Source organism: Arthrobacter sp. 260 (assembly GCF_013116745.1).
Taxonomy (GTDB): Bacteria; Actinomycetota; Actinomycetes; order Actinomycetales; family Micrococcaceae; genus Arthrobacter_D.
Genome location: NZ_JABFOE010000006.1, coordinates 115,704 through 141,639, shown reverse-complemented (window position 1 = coordinate 141,639; position 25,936 = coordinate 115,704). Strand labels below are relative to the sequence as shown.

The 25,936-nt window shown below is 58.1% G+C and carries 16 protein-coding genes; 13 read left to right on the top strand and 3 right to left on the bottom strand.

The window, feature by feature from the left end:
• Nucleotides 1-83: 83 nt before the first annotated feature.
• The 8 genes from HMI57_RS08935 to brxL all read left to right on the top strand — a co-directional run bounded on the left by HMI57_RS08935 (nt 84) and on the right by brxL (nt 14,242).
• Nucleotides 84-614, top strand: a complete 531-nt coding sequence (locus HMI57_RS08935; protein ID WP_171585601.1) for a helix-turn-helix domain-containing protein — start codon at nt 84-86, stop codon at nt 612-614.
• A gap of 374 nt (nt 615-988) precedes the next feature.
• Nucleotides 989-1,183, top strand: coding sequence for a helix-turn-helix domain-containing protein (locus HMI57_RS08930; RefSeq protein WP_171585600.1), 195 nt, complete (start codon nt 989-991; stop codon nt 1,181-1,183).
• Nucleotides 1,184-1,270: 87 nt separating this feature from the next.
• Nucleotides 1,271-1,894: a BrxA family protein gene (locus tag HMI57_RS08925; protein ID WP_171585599.1), complete on the top strand. Its 624-nt coding sequence runs from the start codon at nt 1,271-1,273 to the stop codon at nt 1,892-1,894.
• A complete protein-coding gene (locus HMI57_RS08920; protein ID WP_171585598.1) occupies nt 1,891-2,499 on the top strand; it encodes a DUF1788 domain-containing protein in 609 nt (202 codons plus the stop codon). Before HMI57_RS08925 ends, HMI57_RS08920 begins: the two co-directional genes overlap by 4 nt.
• A 2-nt stretch (nt 2,500-2,501) precedes the next feature.
• On the top strand, nt 2,502-6,017 hold the full coding sequence (brxC, locus tag HMI57_RS08915) for a BREX system P-loop protein BrxC (RefSeq protein WP_171585597.1): 3,516 nt from the start codon (nt 2,502-2,504) through the stop codon (nt 6,015-6,017).
• Between the two features lie 12 nt (nt 6,018-6,029).
• Entirely contained in the window at nt 6,030-9,593 is a 3,564-nt protein-coding gene (gene pglX, locus HMI57_RS08910) for a BREX-1 system adenine-specific DNA-methyltransferase PglX (protein WP_171585596.1), read from the top strand.
• Nucleotides 9,590-12,088: a BREX-1 system phosphatase PglZ type A gene (gene pglZ, locus HMI57_RS08905; RefSeq protein WP_171585595.1), complete on the top strand. Its 2,499-nt coding sequence runs from the start codon at nt 9,590-9,592 to the stop codon at nt 12,086-12,088. Before pglX ends, pglZ begins: the two co-directional genes overlap by 4 nt.
• Before the next feature lie 36 nt (nt 12,089-12,124).
• Nucleotides 12,125-14,242 (top strand): BREX system Lon protease-like protein BrxL, encoded by a 2,118-nt coding sequence (gene brxL, locus HMI57_RS08900; RefSeq protein ID WP_346655177.1) that lies wholly within the window; start codon nt 12,125-12,127, stop codon nt 14,240-14,242.
• Nucleotides 14,243-14,355: 113 nt separating this feature from the next.
• On the opposite strand, the gene HMI57_RS08895 is transcribed toward brxL, so the two are convergent.
• Nucleotides 14,356-14,700, bottom strand: a complete 345-nt coding sequence (locus HMI57_RS08895) for a hypothetical protein (RefSeq protein ID WP_171585594.1) — start codon at nt 14,698-14,700, stop codon at nt 14,356-14,358.
• Nucleotides 14,701-15,139: 439 nt separating this feature from the next.
• On the opposite strand from HMI57_RS08895, the gene HMI57_RS08890 reads away from it, so the two are divergent.
• The 4 genes from HMI57_RS08890 (at nt 15,140) to HMI57_RS08875 (ending at nt 21,808) form a co-directional block, all read left to right on the top strand.
• On the top strand, nt 15,140-15,583 hold the full coding sequence (locus HMI57_RS08890; protein ID WP_171585593.1) for a hypothetical protein: 444 nt from the start codon (nt 15,140-15,142) through the stop codon (nt 15,581-15,583).
• 658 nt (nt 15,584-16,241) lie between these two features.
• On the top strand, nt 16,242-16,430 hold the full coding sequence (locus HMI57_RS19530) for a hypothetical protein (protein WP_346655171.1): 189 nt from the start codon (nt 16,242-16,244) through the stop codon (nt 16,428-16,430).
• Between the two features lie 483 nt (nt 16,431-16,913).
• Nucleotides 16,914-18,125 carry a hypothetical protein gene (locus HMI57_RS08880; RefSeq protein ID WP_171585592.1) on the top strand — a complete coding sequence of 404 codons (1,212 nt, stop codon included), beginning with the start codon at nt 16,914-16,916 and terminating at the stop codon, nt 18,123-18,125.
• On the top strand, nt 18,122-21,808 hold the full coding sequence (locus HMI57_RS08875) for a protein kinase (protein WP_171585591.1): 3,687 nt from the start codon (nt 18,122-18,124) through the stop codon (nt 21,806-21,808). The genes HMI57_RS08880 and HMI57_RS08875 overlap by 4 nt, the downstream gene beginning before the upstream one ends.
• Nucleotides 21,809-21,848: 40 nt before the next feature.
• Here HMI57_RS08875 and HMI57_RS08870 read toward each other — a convergent pair whose 3' ends face one another.
• The gene (locus HMI57_RS08870; RefSeq protein WP_171585590.1) at nt 21,849-22,943 is read right to left on the bottom strand and encodes a DNA cytosine methyltransferase; all 1,095 of its coding nucleotides are present in this window, start codon (nt 22,941-22,943) and stop codon (nt 21,849-21,851) included.
• Nucleotides 22,944-23,323: 380 nt separating this feature from the next.
• On the opposite strand from HMI57_RS08870, the gene HMI57_RS08865 reads away from it, so the two are divergent.
• Nucleotides 23,324-24,607, top strand: coding sequence for a M20 family metallo-hydrolase (locus HMI57_RS08865; RefSeq protein ID WP_171585589.1), 1,284 nt, complete (start codon nt 23,324-23,326; stop codon nt 24,605-24,607).
• A gap of 59 nt (nt 24,608-24,666) precedes the next feature.
• Here the strand turns inward: HMI57_RS08865 and HMI57_RS08860 are convergent, their stop codons facing one another.
• The gene (locus HMI57_RS08860) at nt 24,667-25,935 is read right to left on the bottom strand and encodes an ArgE/DapE family deacylase (RefSeq protein WP_171585588.1); all 1,269 of its coding nucleotides are present in this window, start codon (nt 25,933-25,935) and stop codon (nt 24,667-24,669) included.
• Between the last annotated feature and the right edge of the window lies 1 nt (nt 25,936).

The window sequence follows — 25,936 nt, the reverse complement described above, 5'->3', positions numbered from 1 at the left end:
CGTGTGGGTGATTATTGTAAGTAACTTCTAAAATAGAAGTGAGTAGTGACTGCTAATCTAGCACTGACTTGGAGGAGTTGGCCATGGCCGCGAAGATTCGTTTGGAAGATCGGGAGTGCCCGCTGTCGACGACGGTAGGTCTGGTTGGTGAATGGTGGACTGTGCTGATCCTGCACGACGTCTTTGACGGGTTCACACGCTTCGACCAGTTTCAGGAGAATCTACAGATCTCGTCCAGCCTGCTGTCATCACGGCTGAAGGACCTCGTGGCTGGCGGGGTGTTGGAACGTCGCCAGTACGAGCTGCATCCGCCGCGCTATGAGTATGTGCTGACCGATTTGGGCCGCTCCCTGCGTCCAGTACTGGTCGCTATGGCTGCCTGGGGAAATTCGAGGTTGGACCCCGAGAAGCGCGCCATGATTCTGGTGGACACGGGGACCGGGGATGAAGTAGACCCGGTGATCGTTGATCGAAAATCCGGACGCGAGCTCACCCCGGGAGAGTTCAGCTTCGCTGACGGCCCGGCAGCCAGCCGGGTGATGCAGGCACGCTACCAACGGAAGCTCACGCTCGCTGCGGCACTACGGGAGGAAGCCGAGCTCGCCGAAGAATAGGGAGGCCCAGGCCTACCGCGTCAAGAGACTGCCGGGTCGGGAGACCCTCGATCTGGTCGCCCACCAGATCTCCGTGGCGGTCCATCCAGTACCGGCGCAGCTATCGCCGCCGTCCGGTCCGAACACCCCACCCCAGTGCGATCCACAGGTCTTCCGCGATATCGACAGGAGCGGCTATGCCCCCGAGTCCGAAGCTAAGCGTATGGGACGTGGCGCACCTTCTGATCTCGATCCGAAAGAGACCGATCTAAGCCTTACCCCTCCCTTGAAGAAAGGTGTTACCCGAACAGGCCCGGACAAACCGGGTCAAAAGAGGGCTCTCAGGTAGTATCAGGGGGCGGCCGCCGACGCCGCAAAGTACTGAGAGGACCGACATGCCCGAGCCTTGGCTCTCTGCTGACGACATCGCTGTGCACCTCGGCATCACTAAGGACACTGTCTATTCCTGGATCGCCGACAAAGGCATGCCCGCGCATAAGATCGGGCGCCTATGGAAATTCCAAGCCAGCGAGATCGACGATTGGGTCCGCGATGGTGGCGCCGAAGCATCGCGACTAGGCCACGACTGATTGGCTGTCCCATTCGAACTCGCCCCACGTTGATGTTGGTCAGCCCATATATTCTGACCTACTGCCTAATTCCCGAAAGGAGGCCACGTGCCCACAAGCATCTACTCACACGATCGCTATGCACTATCGTTCACCAGCGGGGGACTCCTAGTGCGCGAGGCAGACGTGATCGTCGGCGAGTATCTACGCTCGCGCGACTGGGTGACGGTACGTCGTGCAGTCACTGAGCAGAACCTGCTCCAGGCGCGTACGACTTCGTCGAGTGTTCGCGTGACTCGGGAGACGATCCAGCGGCTGGGCGTCTTCGACGATTCGGAACTTGAACTCCTGGCAGAGTCGAGTCTCACCGAGCGCTGTCACTTGATGTGGGCCGCCGCATGCCGTCGTTACGAACTGATTGGTGACTTCGCGGAAGAGGTCGTCCGCGAGCGGTTCCTCCTGATGACCCCGACGCTCGGCACCGAGGACTTTGAGCGGTTCATGGCGGGTAAGAGCTTGTGGCACCCCGAGCTTGACGAGTTGAAGCCCTCAACGCGGGCCAAGCTCCGGCAGTGTGTCTTTCGGATGCTGCATGAAGCGTGCTTCCGCACCGAAGAAGGCGCCATCGTTCCGGCGGTGCTCTCAGCGCGGGTCCACGAAGCCCTTGCTACACGCGGCCCGAGCGACATCCGATTTTTCCCCACCACTCTGCCTCTGGAGTCGATGCGATGAGTACGAGCAAGCGAAGCCTCACAAGCGATGAGAAGCACGTCTACGAGGTGCTGCGCAGTGCGCGGTTCTTGAAGATGGAGGGCCTATCCAAGGAGGTGCCGTTCTTCATCTATCACTACCCGCCCGCATGGGCGCCTGAGGTCGACGGCCTCCGCGACCGCATCATCACGAAACTTCGTAGCGATGACGGATTGAACGTCATGGAGGTTAACCTCTACGACCTTGCCGTCGAGCTACTCAGGAAACGTGGGGTGTGGGATCGCGTCTTGGCCTTGGAACCGGGCATGGACAAGGCCGATTTCCGGGAGACATTGCAGGGCATGCTGGACCCGCATGATCACCTCGCACCCGCGATCCGCGCCCGTCTCGACGCTGAGCCGAGCGACATGGTCTTCCTCAATGGAATCGGCGAGGTGTTCCCCTTTATCCGCACCCACACGGTGTTGGAGAACCTGCAAAGCGTCGTGACGGGCCGTCCGATGCTCGCGTGGTTCCCGGGGACGTACGAGTTCACTCACACCAGTGGTCACCAGTTGCGCGCGCTGAACCTCAGCGCCAGTGATAGCTACTACCGGGCCAAGGACATTCTGGAACAGGAAGCATAAGCATGACCACAATCAATGAAATCTTCGCCAAGCCGATCAGCCGGGCCATCGAGGGCGTCATCAAAGCCGATGACACCTCCCATCTCGCCACCGAGGTCGAGGAGTACGTCCTCACGAACGAGGCTGCCCAGGGCCTCGAACATGTGTTGGAGGCCTACACGAACTACACGAACGCCAACGGGGTCTGGATCTCGGGCTTTTTCGGGTCCGGTAAGTCACATCTGTTGAAGATGCTCGCCCACTTGCTGGGCGACATCGACGGCCATGACTATCCGCGTGCCAAGGTTTCGGAGTACTTCCGTGCCAAGGCCGACGACGCGTTCCTGCCTGCGCTGATCGAAAAGGCTGAACGCATCGCCGCGAAGAGCCTGCTGTTCAACATCGACCAAAAGGCCACGCTGATCTCGAAAGATCAGAATGACGCCCTCCTCAAAGTGTTCGTGAAGATCTTCGACGAATCCCGCGGATACTACGGCAACCAGGGCCACATTGCCCGCTTCGAACGCGACCTCGACAGCCGCGGGCAGTACAATGATTTCAAGGCCGCATTCGAACGCATCGCCGGTATCGCGTGGACGCAGGGACGAGAGCAGGCTGCACTCGAAGCCGGGCACATCGATCAGGCCTTCGCCGAGGTCAACGGCACCGAGAGTTCCGGCATCATCCGTCAATACAGCACCAGCTATTCGGTCTCGATCGAGGACTTCGCCGACGAGGTCGCAGTCTGGTTGGACCAGCAAGTCGGCGGCTTCCGCCTGAACTTTTTCGTCGACGAGGTCGGCCAGTTCATCGGGACAAACACCCAGCTCATGCTGAATCTCCAGACCATCGCCGAATCCCTGGCCACCAAGTGCAAGGGGAGGGCATGGATCTTTGTCACCTCTCAGGAAGACATGGAGAAGGTCGGCGGTGATCGCACGAAGTCGCAGGCGAACGACTTTTCCAAAATTCAGGCCCGTTTCACAAACCGGATCAAGCTCACCAGCCAGGACGTTGAAGAGGTCATCCGTAAGCGCCTGCTGGACAAGACAGATGCTGCCAAAACCGATCTGGCGGCGATCTACGCGACTGAGCACGCGAACTTCAAGACCCTCTTCGACTTCGTCGAGGGCCGCCACTATCCGAACTACCGTGATAAATCCCATTTCGCTGGCACGTACCCGTTCGTGAGTTATCAGTTCCCGCTGTTCCAGTCCGCCATCGAGGGCATCAGCGACCACTACATATTCGAGGGGCGCAACAGCTCGGTCGGTGAGCGTTCCATGCTCGGTGTCGTGCAGGAAGTTGCCCGCGCGTTGGCCGACAAGCCGCTCGGCCAGCTCGCCTCATTCGACCAGATGTTTGAAGGCATCCGTGCCTCGCTGAAGTCAGCGAACCAGCGCGCAATCAACGACGCGGAACGCAGTCCGTCGCTGCCGCCGCTTGCCATTCGCCTCCTCAAGGCCCTCTTCCTGGTCAAGTACGTGGATGCCTTCAAGGCGACGCCGCGCAACCTCACCGTACTGGTTTACGACAATTTCGGTACCGACCTTACGCAGCTCGGCAAGGACGTCAACGAGGCCCTTGCCGCGCTGGAAGCGCAGACCTATATCCAGCGCAACGGCGACATCTACGACTACCTCACCAACGAAGAGCAGAAAATCGAGCAGGAGATCAAGAACGTCGACATCGACAATTCCGAGGTCTCCAAGAAGCTCTCCGACCTGCTCACCGGCTCGGTCATCAAAGCGACCAAGGTCGTCTACGGCAAGAACGGCCAGAATTTCCCGGTCGGGTTCAAACTCGACGGGCAGGCGATGAGCAAGCAGCACGAGCTCGCCCTGCACTTCACCAGCCCCGAGACCGAATTCAGCACGGAGCAGATTAAGGCCCATAGTGCCGGTCTCGATGAACTTCGCGTCGTGCTCCCGCCCGAGACTGACCGGATCCTCGCCGACCTGCGTCTCCTGCTGAAGACCGAGAAGTACGTCAAGCGCGCCCAGGGCGCCAGCCGTACCCCAATCGAGCAGACGATCCTGCAAACTAAGGGCACCCAGAACGCCGAGCGGGAGAAGGAGATCGTCGAACGCCTCCGCACCGCGGTCGGCCGCTCGACCCTGATTCACAACGCAGGCATCCTTGATCTCGCCTCGGCCGACGCGGTGACTCGGATCAATGATGGTTTCCAGAAGGTCATCGCGGCGACTTACGCGAATCTCACCCTGTTGGGAAGCAAGAGCTTCACCGAGCAGCAGCTGTCCACGTTCGTGAACCCGCTTGAGGGTGGCCTGTTCGACGAGACCGCCAGCATCTTGGCAGTGCCCGGGGATGATGTCCTCGCTCACCTGGAGATGAGCGGTAAGCGCCACGTGCAGGTGACGATGAAGCACCTCATCGAGAGGTACACGACCAAACCGTATGGCTGGGGCCAGTGGTCGATCGCTGCCGTGGTCGGTTACCTCGCAAGTCAGTCGAAGGTCGAGATCCAGCTCAACGGCAAGGTGCTCGCGCGCACCGAGATCACCACCGCGTTGCGCAACACGCAGAGCTACCCGAACATGGTCATCGCCCTTCAGCGAGTGTTCGACACGAAGGTGGTGGGTGCGTTCCGGAAGTTCGTCATCGAGTTCACTGACGACGGCGCGATCCCCAAGGACCCGCTGGAGCTTGCACGCGCTGGCAAGGAGCATCTCGACGCGAAACTCGCTGAACTAAAAGCTCTGCGCACCGGCTCCCGGTACCCGTTTATCAATCAGATCGACGAGCCGATCCGGATACTCGACGAACTGTGCAGCAACAAGGCCGAGTGGTTCGTCACCGACTTTGCCGATGCCGACGACCTGCTCGACGCGAAAGACAGCGTGATTGACCCGATCAAGGCGTTCCTGCACGGTGCCCAGAGGGGCATCTATGACACCGCCGTGACGTTCATACAAGCGAATCAGTCCAACATCGCCTACCTTCCCGCGGAAGCCACGGACAAGGTCGCCTTCGCCCTTGATGACCCGCAGATCTTCCGGGGCAGTAAAATCACCCAACTCGGCGCTGAAACCAAGGCCTTGCAGGACCAGCTGGACGACGTGATCGAGGCGCACCGCACTGCCGCCAAGGTGGACATCAAGGCACGCTGGGATCAGGTGCCCGCCAGCCAGGCATACAGTGCTGCAACCGAGGCGACGCAACAGTCCGTGACACGTACCGCTTACGAAGTGCTTGACCGGGTACTGCACGAAACACAGATTCCTGCGATTAAGAACTTCGCTTCGCATTTCGCAAACTCGATTTACCCACAGATTCTCGATGAGCTTGACGCAGCACGAGTTGCTCCGGTGCCCGAGATGGAGGCGCCCGACACCGCCGATAACGCTGAACCGAAGCCAGCGCCTGCCGCAATCAAGCAGACAGTTTCGATCAACAAGCTGCCGCTGCCCGGCGCCGGTCACGTGCTCGAAACCGAAGCCGACATCGATAGCTATCTTGACCAGCTCCGCACGACGCTGTTCGCGACAATCCACGACAACAAGCGCATCACGCTCTAGGACGACAAAGACATGAATACTAGACCTCTGGAGCGCTTTGCCATGCAGGCGCGCCGCGATCTTGTCGCCGCCGTCGACGCGCAGGCCACCACTGTTCTCGCGACCGGATCCGTCGCCCGCAGCGAGCGCGCCGAGGCGGTGAAGAAGCTCGAAGCTGAGATCACGGCACATGGTCGTAGGCGTGTGATCGACAAGGTCGCCTACACCTGGTTTAACCGAATTGTGGCGTTGCGTTTCATGGACGCCCGCAGCTACACCGACGCGGGTGTCGTCTCGCCCGCACAAGGCCAGGCGCATGGCCAGCCGGAGATCCTCACCGACGCCAAACGAGGCAACCTGAATATCGACGTCCTGATTAACAAGAGGACGGCAGACGCGATCATCGCATTACTCGATGGCACACGCCGGAGCACCGATGCCGAAGGCGAGGCCTATGCGCTGCTGTTGACCGAATACTGCCGCTACTGGCACCGATCGATGCCGTTCATGTTTGAGCAGGAGGCCGACTACACTGAGTTGCTCGTACCCGCAGGGTTACTAGCGGACGGCACGATCCTGTCCCTGACACGCGAGGTGTTGACAGAGGAAGTCTGTGATGACGTGGAGGTGATCGGTTGGCTCTACCAGTTCTACATCTCTGAGCGGAAAGACGAGGTGTTCGCCGCATTCAAGAAGAACAAAAAGGCGGGGCCAGACGAGATCCCCGCCGCCACCCAGCTCTTCACCCCGCACTGGATTGTCCGCTACCTCGTTGAGAACTCTCTTGGACACCTGTGGATGCTCAACCGGCCGGCGTCACGCCTCGTTGACCAGATGGACTACTACATAGCGCCGGTCGACGAGGAAACTGAGTTCCTGGAGATCAGCGGCCCTGAGGAGTTAACCGTGATCGACCCGGCCTGCGGCTCGGGCCACATTCTCACTTACGCCTTCGACCTGCTCTATGCGATCTATGAAGAAGTGGGCTACGCCCCGTCGGAGATCCCGAGCCTGATCCTCACCCATAACCTCCACGGCACCGAGATCGATCCGCGTGCAGGCTCACTCGCCGCCTTCGCCCTCGCCATGAAGGCACGTGCGAAGGACCGCCGATTCTTCAACAAGAACGCTGAGCCGAAGATCTATGTAATAGAGCCGATCTCGTTCGGACCGGCCGAGCTCGATTTCCTCGTCACCAAGGATGGGGACCGATTCGCGGAGGAGGCGTTCTGGAACCAGTTCCGCGATGCTGACACGCTGGGGGCGCTCATTCAGTCGGATGCTACGCAGACTAAGCGTGCGGAGGACGTGCTGTCAGCAATCAATGGTGGCAACGACATTATCCACGCGCGGACTCTTGAACTTGCTCGGAAAACTGTCGCACAGGCCAAAGCCCTGAGCCGTAAGTACTCCGTGGCCGCCGCTAACCCGCCATACATGGGCAGCAAGAATATGGATGGCCGTCTCGCTGACTTTGTTAAGGGCGCATATCCCCATGGAAAGCAAGACCTCTACGCATGTTTCGTCCTGCGTGCAATGGACTTTGTCCTCCATGGCGGATTCGTTGCGAAAATTATTGGCGATACATGGATGTCGATTGGAAGTTTCAAGGACCTGCGATCAGACATTCTCACTGGACACTCTTTTGACAGTTTTGTTCACCTGCACGACGTCTCCAACCACCCCGACATCTTCGGAGCAAACGCAGCATTCGTCCTTTCGATGACTAACTCGCCGGGACGGCGGGCACCTTTCGTCCGCCTGACGACGCTGAATGAGGAAGAGAAGCGACTTCGTCTTATCAAGGCGATCAACGATCCCGATTGCGAGTGGCGATTCACAGCGTCGTCTGAAGACTTCGCAAAGGCACCAGGGTCGCCGATCGCCTACTGGCTCTCCGACGCCATGCGTGCAGCCTTTAGGTACGAGCCACTTCAACGCATCTTCACAACACGGTTGGGTCTTTCAACCGCGAACAACGACCAGTTCCTGCGTTACTGGTGGGAGGTGTCTAGCGGTCGAATCGCCCACGGATGCATCGACAGGCGTGCTGCGGAGGCCACTAGGGCGCGTTGGTTTCCATACCAAAAGGGAGGATCATTTAGAAAATGGTACGGAAACCTTGAATTTGTAGTGAATTGGGAACGCGATGGCTACGAGGTGCGTAACTTTGCGGAAGAGGCGACGGGGCGAGTCCGGTCGCATAACTATAATCTGGACTATATCTTCAAGCCTGGGCTGACGTGGACGGACATTACCTCCTCTGAGAACGCGTTTCGCGTTATGGATCGAGGGCAACTATTCGATGGCCGTGGCTCGGCGGGCTTCGCCGATGATAAGAGTAAGCTCCCTGTCGTTCTGGGACTATTGAATTCAACAACCGTTCGCGAGATTCATGCAGCGATCAACCCAACATTGTCCCTCAACGTGGGTGAGGTCGCGCGGACCCCATTCCCTGACGTTCCAGACTCGTTGGCGGGCGACATAGCCTCAAACGTGACGGAGTTGGAGGCTGCGGCGCGACTTGATTGGGACTCGGGGGAAGTTTCGTGGGACTTCGAGACCAACGCGCTTTTGGCTTCCTCGGCTAATGTATGGCGCCCCCGTATTGACAGCGTTTCGGCGTCATACTCCGACGTCATGACGTCATACTGTGACGCCATGGCGGTTGTTTCTGATGAGCAGTTGGCACGGGAGATCGCGAACAATGAGTACATTGCTCAGGCGTATGGATTAAAGGGTGAAGTAGGTACAGGATCTGCTCTCCATCGCGTTTCCCTAAATCGGAATGTTGAGTTTCGATACGGGGCAGGCCGGTCTAAGCATGAGTATGCTGCATTGCAGTCCAAGGACATCGCGGCAGACTTCGTTTCGTACGCCGTCGGATGCATATTCGGCCGTTATAGCCTGGATAAGCCGGGCCTGATCCTCGCGGAGCAGGGGTCGACGCTCCAGGACTACCTCGCAAAGGTGGTCTCAGCAGGCGCGACCAGTGATGTCACTTTCACGCCGGATGCCGATAACGTGATCCCGTTTGTCGACGACGGCTGGTTCGAGGACGACATTGTCGAGCGGTTCCGTCAGTTCCTGCGCATTGCGTTCGGGGAGGAGCGCTTTGAGGAGAACCTGAGCTTCATTGAGCAGTCGCTCGGCGTGCCGAAATTGCGGGACTACTTCATCACGAAGACGGGCAAGTCGAAGTTTTACGACGACCATGTGCAGCGGTACAAGAAGCGACCGATCTACTGGATGTTCTCCAGCCCGAAGGGCTCGTTCAACGCGCTGATCTACATGCACCGTTACAATCCGTCGACGGTCCCGACGGTGCTCAACGAGTACCTACGCGATTACCGAGCCAAATTGGAGGTCGCGCTCACCAACGCCGAGCACGCTGGTGCCGCGGGCTCCACAAAGCACCAGAAGGAAGCCGACCGGCTGCGCAAGGTGATCGCTGAGGTTCGTGACTACGAACACGACGTGCTCTACCCGTTGGCAACCCAGCAACTCACGATCGACCTCAACGACGGTGTGAAGGCGAACTACCCCAAGTTCTACCCGGCGCTCAAGAAGATTGTCGGGCTGGAGGCGGCGGGGTGAGCGCGGCATCTTCGATCTCAGAGCACCTCGTGGCACGCTTCGAGCAGGACCGCCTGGTGGTGTGGCACGATCCCGACAGCAGTTACGCCACCGACGTCGACGCTCACGCGCCGACCGGCGTAGCGGTGCTACGTGTCCAGAACGACGAGTTCGGGGTCAAGCACCGCGTGCTGCGCGACGAGCCGAGCAGAAAGTTTCTGATCTATCGCAGCGGTCGTGTTGCTGAGGGGGCGGGCAACTGGCTGCTCGATCTCGAACTCGCCTACGGTGTCTTCACCGCAGATCGCGGCGCGCTCGTGCGGGCAGACCTCGGCCTCAACGCGCCCGGATCCGATGAGCTGATTGCAGGGCGTGAGACATTCTTTGGCGACGCGAAGCTGGTTTCGAAGCTTTCAGCGTTGTTGCGCGCCGACGATGATCTCGCCAAGGTCCAGGCGAAGATGTGTGCGGTCGTGCTCGGACAGAAGGAGCACAGCTTCTCTGAACTGACTCGGACGCTCCTGGTGCAGCATGCCGAAGGTGACAGTGCCGGCTATGAGGCCCTCGCCACGCAGAAGCTCGTAGACTTCCATTGGTCCGGCGCTGCGAAGATCTATGGCTATGACTCCCAGACGCCGAGCGTGGCCGGGTTCGTGTTGTGGATGTTCCAGCAAGCCCGGGGCGGGTTCGGAGCCACGACCTCGAAAGCGGCGCGCAATATTGAGATCGACTTCCGTAGCTTCCGCAACGACCGCCAGAGCCTGGCCGCGCTGAAGAAGCTCGCGCGTCAGGCCGAAACTGACTTGGACTACGTCGAGCAGGCTACGGACGCGTCGCTTGCTGTACTCATGGCCACAGACATCTTCGATGCTGGCGAGAAGGAGATCATCCGGCGTCTGATCGACGGCATTGCCTCCCAAACGATCTCGGTGCGCGACATCGCAGACACGATCCGCACCCGTCGCCGGGACAGTGTCTGGTTCGACGACTACGCCACGCTATACGTGGCGCTTGGGGCGGCGGCCGAGCTGATCCCGGCTATCCGTTCTGCCCGGATCGATGTGTTGAGTTTCGAAGATGGATTCAGCCGCTATCGCGATGATCTCTTCCGCATCGACCAGCTCTACCGGCAGTACACTCTCGCGTCGCAGACCGCGGAGTTCACACAACCGTTGGAAGCGCTGAACGAGCAAGTGGAGAATGCCTATGTCACAGATTTCCTCTCTAGGCTCGGGATCAGCTGGCAACAGCAGGTCGACCAAGTCGAGACGTGGAAGACGCTCGCGATTACTTCGCAGAGTTCTTTCTACGACCACTACATCGCCCCACAGGTGCGAGGTGGACGCAAGAAGGCCGTCGTCGTCATCTCTGACGCGTTGCGCTACGAGGTTGCCGATGAGCTGACTTCCAAGATCCGCAGAGAGAACAAGTACGACGCTAAGATCGAGGCCATTCTTGGCGTATTGCCCAGTTACACTCAGCTAGGGATGGCGGCGCTGCTCCCACACAAGACACTCGCGCACTCCGAGAACGGCGACCCGGTGCTCGTCGACGGCCAGCTTTCCAATGGCACCGCGAACCGCTCGAAGATCCTCGCGTCCGTCGGTGGCACCGCAATCCAGGTCACAGATTTCTTGAAGATGAAGCCTGCGGAGCGGCGTGATCTTTACGCGGCGCATCAGGTGCTGTACGTCTATCACGACACCATCGACGCGACCGGTGACAAGGCGGTGTCGGAGCACCGCACGTTCAAGGCTGCGGCTGATGCGATCGATGAACTCGTCGACGTCGTTAAGAAGCTGGCGAGTGCGAACGCGACGAATATCCTCGTCACTGCGGACCACGGCTTCTTGTACCAGGAGTCGAAGCTCGCGCCCCAATTCAATCTGACCGTGAAGCCGCAGGGCGATAAGGTCGTAGTCGAGAATCGTCGATATGTTCTCGGCCGCGGGTTGAAGGAAGACGATGCATTCCGCCGGTTCCTGCCCGAGCAGCTAGGACTATCGAGCCATCTGGAAGTTCAGATCCCAAACTCGATCTGCCGGATCGTCAAGCCGGGTGCCGGGTTCCAGTTCGTCCACGGGGGTGCGTCGCTGCAGGAGATCGTGGTGCCGGTCATCTTGATCAACAAGGGACGTTCCGACACCGTCGAGTCTGTGAATGTCGACATCCACCCGGAGTCCGACAAGATCACGACCGGTCAGATCGTGGTCAAGCTCTATCAGCAAAGCGCTGTCACCGATCAGCGCACGGCGAGGAAGCTGCGTGCAGGTATCTACTTCGGTAATCAGTTGATCTCCAACGAACCTGAGCTGCTCTTCGATGCCGGGAGCGCCGAAGGGCGTGATCGGTTCCAGAGCGTCCGCCTGCTGCTGAGCAAGGATGCTGATGAGGCTAATAACCAGGGCGTAGAGTTCCGGCTCTCCGAACCGATCGGCGACACCGGCGAGTGGAAGAAGTACAAGAGCGCACCCTACACGCTCAAGCGCTCATTCACCACCGACTTCGACTTTTAAGGAGCACTCTTGAGCGAGAACATCGACCTGACCCAGGTGGCGCGCGAGGACACCATTGACACCGAAGCCTCCGAAGGCGGCGCGACGAGCGAATTGGATCGCAAGATCAACGAACACTTTGCAGGGGCCGTGGTCCGGAAAGACCTGATCAAAGCGGTCAGGGGCAATGCGATCGTGCCTTCGTACGTGCTGGAGTATCTGCTCGGCCAGTATGCGGCATCGGACGACGAGGCCACGATCCAGGCGGGTATCGACAAGGTACGTGACATCCTCGCTCAGCACTACGTGCACCGTAACGAGTCCGAGCTGGTGAAGTCGAAGATCAAAGAGCGCGGGCGTTACCGGGTCATCGACAAGGTCAGCGTCACTCTCAACGAGAAGGACGACGTCTACCACGCGTCCTTCGCGAACCTTGGGATCAGCAGCGTGGTCGTGGATTCGGCCACGGTGAACGCCCACCAGAAGCTGCTTGTAGGAGGCGTGTGGTGCCTGTGCGACGTCGAGTACTTTCACACCGAAGATAATCGTGTGTCGCCCTGGGTTCTTGGTTCTCTCAAACCGATTCAGATGTCGAACTTCGACTACGACGGGTATCTCGACGCACGCGCGAAGTTCACGACCGATGAGTGGATCGACCTGCTGATCCAGTCGATCGGATTCAACCCCAACAAGTTCGGGCGCCGGGGCAAACTGCTGCAGTTGGTGCGTCTGATCCCGTTCGTGGAGCGAAACTACAACCTCGTAGAGCTGGGCCCCAAGGGCACCGGAAAGTCACACATCTACTCCGAGTTCTCGCCGCACGGCATGCTCATCTCGGGTGGAGAGGTGACCGTGCCAAAACTGTTCGTGAATAACGCAAACGGTCGCCTCGGCCTCGTCGGGTACTGGGACGTCGTCGCATTCGATGAGTTTGCCGGCAAGAAGAAGCGCACCGATAAGGCGCTGGTCGACATCATGAAGAACTACATGGCGAACAAATCGTTCTCCCGCGGTGTGGAGACGCTTGGCGCCGAGGCATCAATGGTCTTCGTCGGCAATACCTCCCACACCGTGCCCTACATGCTCAAACACTCCGACCTCTTCGACGAACTGCCCGATAGCTACCATGACCCTGCCTACCTCGACCGGTTGCACTTCTATATCCCCGGATGGGAAGTAGACACGATCCGCAGCGAGATGTTCTCCGCCGGATACGGGTTCGTCGTCGACTACATCGCCGAGGTCCTCAGGTCGATGCGTAATCTCGACTACTCCGACCGCTACCACAAGCACTTCACGCTCGGATCCGACATCTCGACACGTGATCGCGACGGCATCCATAAGACGTTCTCTGGGCTGATGAAGCTGCTCTACCCGCATGACCAGGCGACCACCGCAGAGGTCGAAGAGGTGCTGCGCTTCGCAATCGAAGGGCGGAAGCGTGTCAAGGACCAGATCCTCCGGATCGACGCCACTATGGCGGAAGTGAACTTCGGCTATGATTCACTCGGCGGTGGCTGGTCAGCGGTGACGACGCTTGAAGAAGACGAATACCCGACGCACTACCATCGTCGCCGCTCGACTAATCCGGCTGGTGGGACATTAGCCGAGTCGGACGTGCAGGTAGTCTCTGCGGGGCCATTATCATCGCTTCCCGCACCCGCGGCCGGCTCCCTTCAGGCGGAACTGTTCCGAGGACAACGGGACTTCTTGGACAACCAGCGGGGTGTCTCCTACGAGAAGCTGCTCATGCCCTACCTTCGAGACGCAACGGAGATCGAGCTCCACGACCCGTACATTCGTATGGGACACCAAGGCCGCAACCTCGTCGAGCTACTCGCACTCATCGCCGCGGCAAAAGACCCGGCAGACGAGGTCGCCTTCAACCTCTTCACAGTGCTCGACCAAGACCCCGAGTATCAGACGAAGCAACTCCACATGCTCAACGACATCGTTCAGGGAGCTGCTCAGCAAGGCATCAAGGTTAATGTGGCGAAGGATCCCGGCGGCCATGACCGCTGGATCCGAACCGACACCGGTTGGCGGATCAACCTCGGCCGCGGCCTCGACATCTTCCAGAAGTCCGACGGTGGCTGGTTAGACTTCGGCACTAGCCGCCAGGAGTTCCGGCAAGTACGTGCTTTTGGAGTGACCTATATTCGCGGAGATGAATGAGCCGATGTTTACGCAAGGGAGGCCTTCGGATCAGTAGGCAGCGACTCCGGGAAGATCATCGCCGGCAACAGGTCTCGGAGGATCCAATCTGCGATCTCGTTAGGCGCAGGGAGTTAGGAGATCCGTTTCAGCACATCACCGAGGTTCGAATGAAGCTCCCTCAACCCCACAATGCTTAAGTGGAGATTGCCCAGAGCCTCGTAATCCCAAGCCGTGAAGAATTGAAGGTCCGTTAACGGCTGGTCGTCTTCCTCAACGTCGTGGCTTGCGACAAACTGAACCCAAGCGATGTCTTTCGAACCACCCATTGCCTGGAACTGAGCAGCAAGTGATCCTTTTGCCGGTTGAGTCGCCTCATCCTCGTTATTGTCATATAGGACAACCTGGGTGAAGCAGGAGTCCTCGTAATCGCTCTTGTGGTCAGCGCACCAATGCTTATGAGTCTGTGCCTCGGCCATACTTTCCCTCCCGTTCAATCGATGATGGTCACGGTAGTGCATTAACACGTGGAAAGACACCATAACGAGAAGTTCTCGCACCTGACAGCTTAGGCTGGGCAGGGCCTGAAAACTTGTGCCCTTGCTGCTGTTCCGAACTCTCACTGACCGGTCGTCATTCTTTTACCCGATGTCCAGCCCGTAAGCGGGGCGGCAGCGGAACATTCCTTTGATTCAGCTGTAGCGCTGCCGAATTCGGCTCAGCGCTGCCGCACAGTCACACCACCTGAACACGTCCGTACCGCACATAGAATGAGCTATGCGACCGAGGAACTGAAGGAGCAGCACCGCGTCCCGGTAGCTAGGCAGGCAGTCGACGAGTTGAATGTGAGCTCGAATCAATCCAAGCTCTGCATTGGACAAGGAATAAGATCGGAACAACCTAACTAAGGAACCCAAGATGTTTGAATTCAAATCCCGGCCAACAGTTCCAGTCGTTTTCAAGACTCTCCACTCCGAGAACACCAAGATCGCCATCCAGACTCCGCCTACTGAAGGCTTAGAGGGGGACCTCAGGGCAGCAATTGGTGGAGGTCACGTTGACTTTGACTGGAACGTGAAGATATACGAATTGTCCAGCAAGCACATTGAAACGGTAGTCAATTATTTGGCTGACAGGTTTGGAGCATGTGAAGTCCAAATCATGACCAGCACAGTCGAGAAGTGCACCAAATCCTGCCAAGACGCGGAGTCCCTGCCAGTGGAGTGTGAGTGCGTATGTGGCGGTCACTATCACGGAGAGGGCTGGCCGGAAGGATGGGCCTTGGCTTCGGCTAAGGGAGATCTGCTGGTGAAGGGAAATCGCAAGATCGAAATCTTCACCATCCACGGAGAACCAGCGTAGCCTCCCAAGATTTTGCGCTTTCGGCAAGATAGGGACTCGACGTCCTCAATCTGGACGTACGCCGCAGACGGCCTGATCAACGGCCAAAAGGGTGATGGCTACGCCGCCTGGTTGCCGCCGAACACCTCCTTACTGCCGCCCCTATGTTTGCGTCAGATCTCGGACAAATCCATCCACGGTCAGTGGGTTACATAGGCCGAGCGCGACGCTATGGCCGGTGTGCTGAGCGCATAAATGGTACGAGAAATACTTACCTACTACTTGAAGTTGCCCGATCGACTAGGGCAAAGGCCTCATCGTCTACGAGTCGCTCCCCGGCGCCCCGTAACTTGCATGGGTATCGCGGCGCCCGGGGGCCCCCGGTCGTCAGACGCCGGTTCTAGGCTTCCTCGGGTGGTAGAAAATCTTGACCTTCCCACGCTGTCCCCGCCCCGGACCATCGCTCGCATTGTGCTGGCCGTCTTCCTGCTCTTCGCTGCGACGGCTTACGTGTCATTTGCTCGCGTCAAGTTCGCGGCCCAGGTTCCCGCGTGGATGCCGCTCGACACAGACTTTTGTGGTTGTCACGTAAGGCATCACCGAAGTAGTCCTGAGCGCTGCGCTCGTTTTCCTCCCACGCTGGCGGGTCCCCATTGGGTGGATCGTCGCGGCGCTTTTCGTGGCCGTCTTCCTGGGCAACATTGCCCAGTACGTCGACGGCGTCGACGCATTCGGCTTGGATACTGACGCATCGCGTCTCACCAGACTCTTCTTTCAGCCGGTCCTGGTGGTGTGGGCCTTGTGGTCCGCCGGCGCCTGGCGGGATCGTCGGTTTCTATGCAAATCCGAAGCGCGCCGCACCAACTAGGCCTGCGGGTGAGTGACTCTTCCACCGGGCCGCCCATCAGATCACCATCACGGTCTCTAAGGTAGCGCCGCGCCGCAGGAGTTCAATCTCGCGCATGTAGCGATCGACTGGATGCCCTGCAGCGTATAGATCCCCTTCCAGATCGAGTGAGCTGGTTTATCTGCTCCCGAGATGTGCAATGACAGTCGCTCGGTGCTCTTTCTATTGACCGTCTAGAGCACACGGGCTGACTTCTTGAGCCTGCGCTACTCAAGTTGTTCAGAAGTGGAACCGGCGAGACGTCGCTGTGACTTTCCATGTACTAAATCCCAGCGATTAGGGCGGGGCGACTCCCCAGCCTCTCCTAACTGCAAATTAGGTGTAGATCGGGTCATATGGGATTGGATAATGATTTTAGTCCTGCTGAGCGATCCATGCGCATGTCAGATTTCAGCAGACCAGGTTGGCATGGCTATTTCTTGGATATTCTGATGAGATCAGCTCATGACGATAAGTAGTGCCGTGGTATCAGCCCCGGTTTTTGACCTCTATACCAGGATACTGAGCGAGGGGACGAACGTGTCGCTGATCGCTGAATTGGCATTCCTCCTCGCCAAATCCGGACACTGCAGGACTAAAGGCGCGAACTGTGCGGACGTCGCGTCAACTGGCGGACCGAGCTCACTTGCAACACTTCTCTGCCCGTTACACCTTATTGACGCGGGTCTCGACGTGCCGAAAATAGGGGTTGTTGGTCGACCGGCCGGTGGGATCGACGTTCTCGGCACCGTCCCGAATTACAAGACCAGCCTATCTAAACGCGAATTCGAGAGAACGCTCAAGCAAGCCCATTACGCACATGTTGTCGCTGATGAGACATGGGCCCCCGCGGATGCTGCATTGTTCCGGTTACGTCAGCAGAGTGGAACGCAAGCGGTCCCTGCCCTCGCAATTGCAAGCCTGCTAGCGAAGAAAGTGGCCGCAGGCGTGCGATTGGCTGGTCTTGAAGCACGAATAGCGCGATTTGGGAATTTTGGGAGCCAACTAGGTCAGGCTCGTGAAAACTCAGAAATCTACTGCGGTGTCGCGCTGGAGCTTGGGCTAAGCCCAGTAGTGGTGATAACAGACGCGACTGTACCGTACCAGCCTTATATAGGGAGAGGGGAGGCTTTGACGGCTTACTGGATGGTAGTGACCGGGGAGGTGCGGGACCCATGGCTGAAAACCCATGCTGAGATGTGCGAGGAAATCGCCTCCATTGTGACGGCACAGGCCCCTTCTGTGAAGTTGGTCTCGCGGAAGAATGGAGGGAGTGGAATGCTCGCGTCTACGGAAGGCCTTCTTCACGCTCAGGGCTCTTCTATCGGGAACCTTCAACGACGAGTAGAGTCGGTAGCCGAAGAAAAGAGAAGGAAAATCTATTCAAAATCTGAGGGCTTCGTTACCTACGATTTGTCAAGTATAAGGCGGATTGTCATTGAACGAAATGCTACTGCGGCGACAAGATCGGACGGCCATGTCGCCCGGTACCCGGACCAGGTTGGCGTCCGCCTCCTTTGCCCACCCGGGCTTCGAGTTAGACGAGGTGAGGCTATTTTAGAGATCCGGTCAAACGATAATGATCATGTAGTCGGCGAATTTGAATCTAAAGCGTTTACTGTTGGTGCGGTACCGTCAGCGGTGCCTAACCAAATATTGGAGGTTGTGAGGCCATGACCAATCTAACTTGCTTTTGGCACCCAAAGCTGGGCTACCACGACTTGTCGCTCGAAGACCCCTGCGATGATTGCCGTAGAACTATGGGGTATCCTCTCTCGAACCCCCCTATTTCAGGTCTGTCAAACTTCGAAATCGTCCAGTCAATTGACCGAGGCTACTATAGCTCGACATACGTTGCGAGACAGGGCGTACTCGGCCAGAAGGTGTGTCTGAAGGTTATACCGCGATCGATCTATGAACTGCGAGGCAAGGACTTCGTCGAAGAGTGTCGCCAGCATATGGAAGTCGCTGACGGCACCCAGCATTTGGTAGATATTCGCGATGCGTTCGACGCCGACGTGCTTTTCCAGGGTGAATCTGAGACGTTGCCCTGTCATGTCGCAGTGCTTGACTACGTTGATGGGCAATCCCTAAGGTCTGTCCTCGAGCATGCGGATTCACTCTCTGCCACTCGTACTGCCCAGATAGCCGTTGACCTACTGAGACTGCTCCAGGAACTTGAGAATAAGCAGGTGTTTCATAATGACCTGCACAGCGGCAATATTCTGGTTGAAAGCCTGCCGCCTGAGCGCGAGAGGGGAGACGCCATTGATCCGTTCACGCGGGCAGTGGCAGTCGACTTGGGCTCTGTGCTGGACTCCAGCCGCAGTGATGAGAATTCGCAGAAAGCGGACAGTCACCAGGTGACCGAACACCTGATGCGTCTTGCCTTGCAGGTGATGCCTGATCCTATGGCGTCGCCTGATCTTGAATTCAGGCTCGCCTTGGCGCTCAACGACATCGCCAACTTGCTCAAGCCGGACAACATTACTCAGCGTAATCCGAATTATCCGGATTTGATTTCCAGCATCAGATTGGCGTTTATCACGGCGTCCTCGCCCTGGAGGAAGCCTAGCGACGGGCTCACACGATTCGGTGATTCCTTCAACGCACAGACTATGCGGCCATGGTTCGTTCCTCGACTTCTGGTCGACCCAGATGGTGAATGGCAGAGTCGTATTGAATCATCGGGCCCCCTAGTGATTACGGGAATGCGAGGCTGCGGCAAGACCATGTTGCTTCGCGCGCTACAGTTTCACGCGCGTGCAAGCATGGCTGGGGGCGATATCGATGAACTGAAGCAGGGCGAGGTTGTGCTTCACGCGCTGCGCGCAGACGGCTACATCGGCTTGTATGTCTCGTGCAATCGCTTGCTGGATGGCTTAGGAAAGCCTGACGGCCCACTCCACGAGCCGAACACACGCCTGTTCCTTTGCTATGCGAGAGAGGCACTTCAAGCTTTACGCCATTTGGCAGAAGTAGGAGGCCGTGGTGCAGTAAGTCCTGTGGCCCCCCGACCAATTGCCTCCCTTATCTCCTCGCTTGTAACGAGTTCAGGGGTTGATGCTGGAGACAACATCCATGTTCTCGAACGGAAAATTCACGAGATGCTTCGCTCGCTCGAAAGTGGTGAGGAAGCATATCAACTCACCGCTCACCCTGCGATTGCGATGCCCAGCCTCGCTGCGGCGGTTACAGAGTGCGCGGAGGTATGGGATGGAGCCCGGGTGCTTTTCCTTCTCGACGATGTATCGACACGTCACCTGAACGAAGAGTCAATCCGACGGCTTCTGTCGAGCCTCATGTTCGTAAATGAGAATTGTGCCTTCAAGATCACCACGGAAGCACAGACGCTCGAGCTGGTGCTGAAATCGCCCGGGCTTATTGAAACCGCAAGAAGCGGACGGGATTACGATAATTTCGACTTGGCCTCCGCAATTTACGCGAAACTACGCGATTCACAGGGTCGTGCAGGGCGCGACTTCGTTGCTAAAGTACTTCAACAGCGCGCGAACCTCACGGGGTCCCACCCTCATTGGTCGCCAAGCGAGGTTATGGGTGACCAGCCTTTGGTAGATATCGCCCGGGGGATCGCTTCGAGCTCTAATTCCTCGCCGGACCGTAAGAATGTCTATTTCGGGATGAGTGCGCTCGCAGCCGTATGCGTCGGGGATATTGGCGACGTGATCTCGATCTACGAATTGATTCTTTCCAAGGCAGGGAGAGTCGAAGCAGTGCCGGTTGCGGCAAAATTCCAATCGAGTGCTTTCCAAGAATTCTGCTCGCGAAGACTTTACCAGCTCAGTCGACGTGCAGGTCGACTAAAGCTTTTCGCTGATGGTTTCGCGAAGGCATCCCACGACCTTCTGATACAGTCAGCGCGTCGTAATCCTTCCCGCTTGCGTGATTATGCAAGCGTCTACGTTCGGGTAACCGCTGGCGATACCGATCGTCAGCTACAACAATTGCGAGAATTAATGGACGCTGGTGTTTTTGTACTTACCGGTGGCCCGGATACGCCTCGAACTAAAACCAGGGATTCCGACCCAGTCGCTCAATACACACTCACCTTCCGAAAATTGTTGGGCCTCTCAAATGCAATCGGGCTTTCACAGCGCGATCGTTTCGAACTGTCGGGGCAGAGTCTTATCGATTGGTTGGATAATCCAAGGGAATCAAGCAACCTTTTAAAGCGCAACCTTGCGTCGAAAAGTGAGACTGTTCAAGAAGACGATGAATATGTACTTTCACCGATGCTCTCGAATCTCTCTTCTGCCTCGACTGCGGAGTCCTTTTTGGATCCCATGCTGTTCGACACCATCATCGAAGATCCAACTGAGTCTCCAGAGTCTGATACCGAATCCATTGTCGAGGCTTCATTCCGTGCGCCGATTCCTTTCCCCTCGATCCTAGAACTGGATCTCGATCAGATTGCGGAGCTTAAACCGCACACCCTCGTAACAGCACAGGGGTTCGAGGAGCGAACTTTTGTGTCTACGCAGCGGCTACTAAACGCCTTCACCCCGGATATCGCGATCACTGTCACCTATCCGCTTGATGGCTTTGGATCAGAAACCAGGGCTTTGTTGGACGAAAGTGGTTGTACTGTCAGACCTATCGCGAGCGACCGCCGATTTGAACTCACACCATCAGTCCATGACGGCATAGCGCTAGTCGATGTCACTGGTCTGTCGAAGACTTTTCTATACGATGCATTGCGGCAACTGCTTAGGCGGGACGGGCGAGTCCTTGTCGTTTACACGGAGGCCGAACGCTATTACCCTCTAAACGAGGATGTGGCTGCTAGATTGGATTCGACGCTCGATGATGATTACGCGAAGCTTGAAGCATGTCATGACATACTGACTGGCGAGCTTAGGCCGTATCACTTCGTGCCGTTACACGATGGAGAAGTTGATGATGGGCGTAGAAGAGTACTGCTTGCTTCAAGCTCCGCGAAACATGAACGGTTGTTCTCACTATTAGAAGAGAGGGACTATGACCATGTGGAAATTATGATCCCTTCTGGAAAGACCCCGAGAGATGATCTGGCCCGCCTCGCGGCACGAGTCGCTGCTAAAGATTTCCATTCTTCTCGAGCCCGAGAAGTATCCAGCAATAACCCTGAAGATGTGTTGGTCACAGCTCGCGAAACGTATGAAGAGTTTTATGCACTGGAGAATTTTAACTATGAAGTTGGTTTAACGGGATCGAAACTTCATGCGGTCGCGTTGGCGGCTGCCAGCAGTGCTCTGAAGTTCTCCCAAGTATGGTATGTGCGACCGAACCAATTCGATACGGCTCGTTTCACTCAGGGTCACGGACGCACTCGGGTATTTCTTATCGAGCGGAATGCGTAATGGACACTAGTCCATGTTCTTCGTCCCTATGGTTTACAGTTCACATTTTGCTCGCCAGTTGTTGAGCGATCGCTTTGCCTAGTGGGATTGGCACGGCGTTTCCAATCTGACGCGCTATGGATGTTCTCGAGCCAAGGAAGCGATGGCTTTCGGGAAAGCCCTGGAGCAGTGCAGCCTCGTAGTGGGTGATCGCACGATCCGCACTGGGGTGCAGGTATCGGCCCTTCTCTGGTTTGAAGAACTCCGTGCGGACGGTGACTGATGGACGATCGGCATGCAGCCTGCCCATGACATCCCCAGACCCAGATGTGTGTCTACGCCAACACTCAGCCTTAAGGTTGTCCGGCAGATTAAAGCGGTTTCCACCTGCGGGGATCGCGGCGAATCGGCTGAGAGAAATCTCTCGATAACTGCGACTCCAGTGAAGTTCACGAGGCGAGAAAGGGCCAGCGTAAGGCTGGCCCTGCCTTTCGCGCATGCGCTCGGACAGGAGATGGTCCATATCGGGGTTTATGGGAACTCCCGAGAATACGTTCGCAACGGTCTCCCAAGGATTCAGTCCTGAATCCCCTGCGCGTGCGTGTGTAGGCTCTGGGAACCCGGGGAATTCAAGATCACGGTGGTGTCCGATCACGACTGTCCGTTTGCGTGTTTGAGGGGCTCCGAAGTCCGCTGAATTTAGAACGCGGTGTTCGAATGCGTACTCTCTGAGTATGCCCCGGGGCGTCGTGGACAGTTTGAAGTGTCCAAATTGAGGAGATTTTTCAAATGCAGCGACATTCTCCACCACAAAGAACTTCGGCCGAACCTTGAGTAAAGTCCTGGCGTACTGTTTCCACAACGAATTCCGTTCGTCTTGGATCTGCTGTTTTCCAAGCGTCGAGAAACCTTGACAGGGCGGCCCTCCCACAAGGATGTCGATTCCGTCTGGCATAGCGGCCGAGGCCAGCCACCCTTGTATCGTGCCGGTGTGCATGATCCCGCGCCCGAAGGAGGCCTCATAGGTTGCGGCAGCGGCTGGGTCCATCTCCACGGCTGCAACGGTTCTAAATTTTCGAGAGGCTGCGTGAAACCCGGCCGTCAGCCCGCCAGCACCGGCGAACAGATCGAGCACACGGATCTCGTCTCTGTTCATGATGGTCGATCTTATCGGGCGAAGATGCTTGTGCATAATACGTCATGGGTGCACCTAGAACATTGTTGGTGGGGGCCGGAAAACTAGACCGCCCTATGCAGGGGGCGTGTCTGCGTCTTTGGGTCGACATCCAGCGCGCGATGATCAACAGCCTCATCGCTGACCGCTACTGAACGGATTCTATGGCGTTATTGAAAGCATGGTTGGCCGCTGGTCTAGCAATTCCACAATTGGGGAATCGGATCGGGCACAGGTGGATCACTCAGAAAGTGTGCAGGGGCACAACGAGCGACAGGGAACCAGTTGTTTCGGGCTAATGCTGATGGCACGGGCCGCTGCGATGATTGGAGAAATTACCAATCAGTTAAAGGATCTGCTAGATGCGCAATGGTGCCGTACCCGAAACCGACCCCTCCCGGTTCGATGGGGCAGACGCCTCGTTCCTTAAGGACTTCGCCACGCTGAGCACTTTTGGAGCCACCGACGGTGGAGGAGTCGATCGGCAGGCCGGATCGACAGCAGATGGGGAACAGCGTGCCTGGTTCACTCAGCTTTTGACGAAGGACGGATTCACAGTCAGCTTCGATCAGATCGGCAATCAGTTTGGCCTGCTGGAACTCGAAGCTGGCAAGCCCTACGTCGTCGTCGGTTCTCACCTCGATTCCCAGCCTACGGCCGGGCGCTACGACGGAGCCTATGGCGTCCTCGCCGCAGCACACGCCGCGTTCCGCCTCGCAGCCGAATGGCAAGCCAGCGGCGTCACCCCCCGCTACAACCTCGCAGTCGTGAACTGGTTCAACGAAGAAGGATCCCGATTCAAACCGTCGATGATGGGAAGTTCCGTCTACACCGGCAAAATGACCCCCGACGTTGCACTGGATAGCACCGACCCCGGTGGTATCACCGTCCGGGAGGCACTAATATCGACCAACGCACTCGGCGAAGGCACCGGTCCGCAGGCAGCTTACTGCGCAGAGATCCACATCGAGCAGGGCCGCAGCATGGAACGTGACGGCATCGCTATCGGCGTCGTCGACTCCAACTGGGCCGCCAACAAATACGAATTCGTTGTCCACGGAGAGCAGGCACACACAGGCTCCACGGTCATCGCTGACCGTCATGACGCCCTCCTCGGCGCTTCTTTGCTCGTCGTCGCTGCACGGGAGATCGCCGACCACTTCCCCGACGGGGCCGTCCACACTTCAGTGGGTCAGCTGAACGTTTACCCCAACTCGCCCGTCGTCGTTCCCTCCCGCGTCAACCTCTTGTTGGATCTGCGTTCAGCCGATGAAGCTCTGCTCCAGGAAGCAGACCGAATGCTGCACGAACGCATCGAGGAGATCGAACGTTCCGCTCAGGCCAAGATCGAGAAGGTCGGCTCCCACTGCTGGCCGGTCACGCCCTACCAAGAGGAGGGGGTCGCCCTCGCGGAGAAGATTACAGCTAACCGCGGCGTCAGTCATGCGCGGGTGAAGACCCTGGCCGGCCACGATTCCACCAACATGAAGGACATCGTTCCGACCGTCATGCTCTTCGTCCCCTCGGTCGAAGGCATCTCCCACAACGAACACGAGTACACCACCGACCAGGACATCGTCACCGGCCTTCACGTCCTGACCGACGTCGTGCGGAGCTTGTGCGAGGGCGAACTCGACCCGCAGTAGTACACAGACACAAAGAAAAGGACGTCCGGCTGGACGTCCCCTTCTTTGTACTCAAAGCCCTATTGGGTCTCAGTCACTCCGCACCACTCTGCGATGAACAAGGCGATCGTCTTCGTGACCTTCCGGACCGACTCGACGTGCACGCGCTCGTCGAACCCGTGGATCGCCTCCGATACCGGCCCGTAGACCAGCGCGGGAATTCCGCCGTACAGGGTGAACACCCGGCCATCCAGGTAGCCCGGCGTCGTGAACGACTCCAGGGCCGACCCGAACACCTCCTGATGCGACGCCGCCAGGACCCCCTCGGCGTCGGACCCTTCCTCCAGCACGTAGCCTTCCGAGAAGAAGCCGCTCCGAACCGCCGACACCTCAGCACCGGATGTCGAGTCCCGCAGGCAAGCCTCGATCTGCGACCACGCATCGGCAGCCGTTACCCCCGGATACAGCGCCGCCCGCACATCGAACTCGCACCACGACGGCACGCTCGACGGCCAGTCACCGCCCGAGATCATCCCGATGTTGAAGTTGATCGGATGATCCAGGTCCTCGAAGTACCTATGACTGCCTTTGTCGGCATTCCACTTGTCCTGCAGCTCCCGCAGATCGCCCATCACCGTGTACGCGGCGTCGATCGCGTTGAACCCGGTCGCCATCTCCCGCACATGGGTAGGCTTCCCGGAGACCCGCACCTTGAACCAGATCACTCCCACGTTGGCTCGCACCAGCATGTTCTCTTCCGGCTCCGGGATGACCACGGCCTCCGCCGTGTACCCGCGCTGCAGGGCAGCCAGCGATCCGTTGCCCGTGCACTCTTCCTCCACCACCGACTGCATGTGGATAACCGCCGCCGGAGCCAGCCCGGCCGCCCGCAGGGCATCGAATGCGAACAGGTTAGCGGCCAGCCCGGCCTTCATATCGCCGGACCCCCGTCCGTACATCCAGCCGTCCTTGATCTCGGCGTCCCACGGACTCCGCGACCAGGTGTCTTCCGGCCCGGAGGGGACGACATCGATGTGCCCGTTGAGGATCAGCGACCGACCTATGGCCGGCGCCGCAGGCGTGTACGTGCCGACCACGTTGGTAAGGTCCTCGAACGCGACGGTCGTCGGCCCGTAGCCGATGTGCGAGGACAGGGTTTCTTCGTCCAGCTGCCAGCGGTCCATAGCGAGCCCGCGGGCTTCCATCTGCGCGAACATCAGGTCCTGCGCGCCGGCTTCCTCGGCCCGGAGCGATGGGTGCCGCACCAGCTCGGCGGTGAACTCGAGCTGACGGTCGAAGGCGGCGTCGACGGCGTCGGTAATCCGTTTCGTGATGTCTGGAGGCAACATG

What these genes read in the sequence shown, in the direction of transcription:
- HMI57_RS08870 (WP_171585590.1), bottom strand. Translation starts at nt 22,943, where the DNA reads ATGAACAGAGACGAGATCCGTGTGCTCGATCTGTTCGCCGGTGCTGGC.
- HMI57_RS08920 (WP_171585598.1), top strand. Translation starts at nt 1,891, where the DNA reads ATGAGTACGAGCAAGCGAAGCCTCACAAGCGATGAGAAGCACGTCTAC.
- HMI57_RS08865 (WP_171585589.1), top strand. Translation starts at nt 23,324, where the DNA reads ATGCGCAATGGTGCCGTACCCGAAACCGACCCCTCCCGGTTCGATGGG.
- HMI57_RS08875 (WP_171585591.1), top strand. Translation starts at nt 18,122, where the DNA reads ATGACCAATCTAACTTGCTTTTGGCACCCAAAGCTGGGCTACCACGAC.
- HMI57_RS08930 (WP_171585600.1), top strand. Translation starts at nt 989, where the DNA reads ATGCCCGAGCCTTGGCTCTCTGCTGACGACATCGCTGTGCACCTCGGC.
- HMI57_RS08890 (WP_171585593.1), top strand. Translation starts at nt 15,140, where the DNA reads ATGTTTGAATTCAAATCCCGGCCAACAGTTCCAGTCGTTTTCAAGACT.
- HMI57_RS08895 (WP_171585594.1), bottom strand. Translation starts at nt 14,700, where the DNA reads ATGGCCGAGGCACAGACTCATAAGCATTGGTGCGCTGACCACAAGAGC.
- HMI57_RS08880 (WP_171585592.1), top strand. Translation starts at nt 16,914, where the DNA reads ATGACGATAAGTAGTGCCGTGGTATCAGCCCCGGTTTTTGACCTCTAT.
- HMI57_RS08860 (WP_171585588.1), bottom strand. Translation starts at nt 25,935, where the DNA reads ATGTTGCCTCCAGACATCACGAAACGGATTACCGACGCCGTCGACGCC.
- pglX (WP_171585596.1), top strand. Translation starts at nt 6,030, where the DNA reads ATGAATACTAGACCTCTGGAGCGCTTTGCCATGCAGGCGCGCCGCGAT.
- HMI57_RS08935 (WP_171585601.1), top strand. Translation starts at nt 84, where the DNA reads ATGGCCGCGAAGATTCGTTTGGAAGATCGGGAGTGCCCGCTGTCGACG.
- brxC (WP_171585597.1), top strand. Translation starts at nt 2,502, where the DNA reads ATGACCACAATCAATGAAATCTTCGCCAAGCCGATCAGCCGGGCCATC.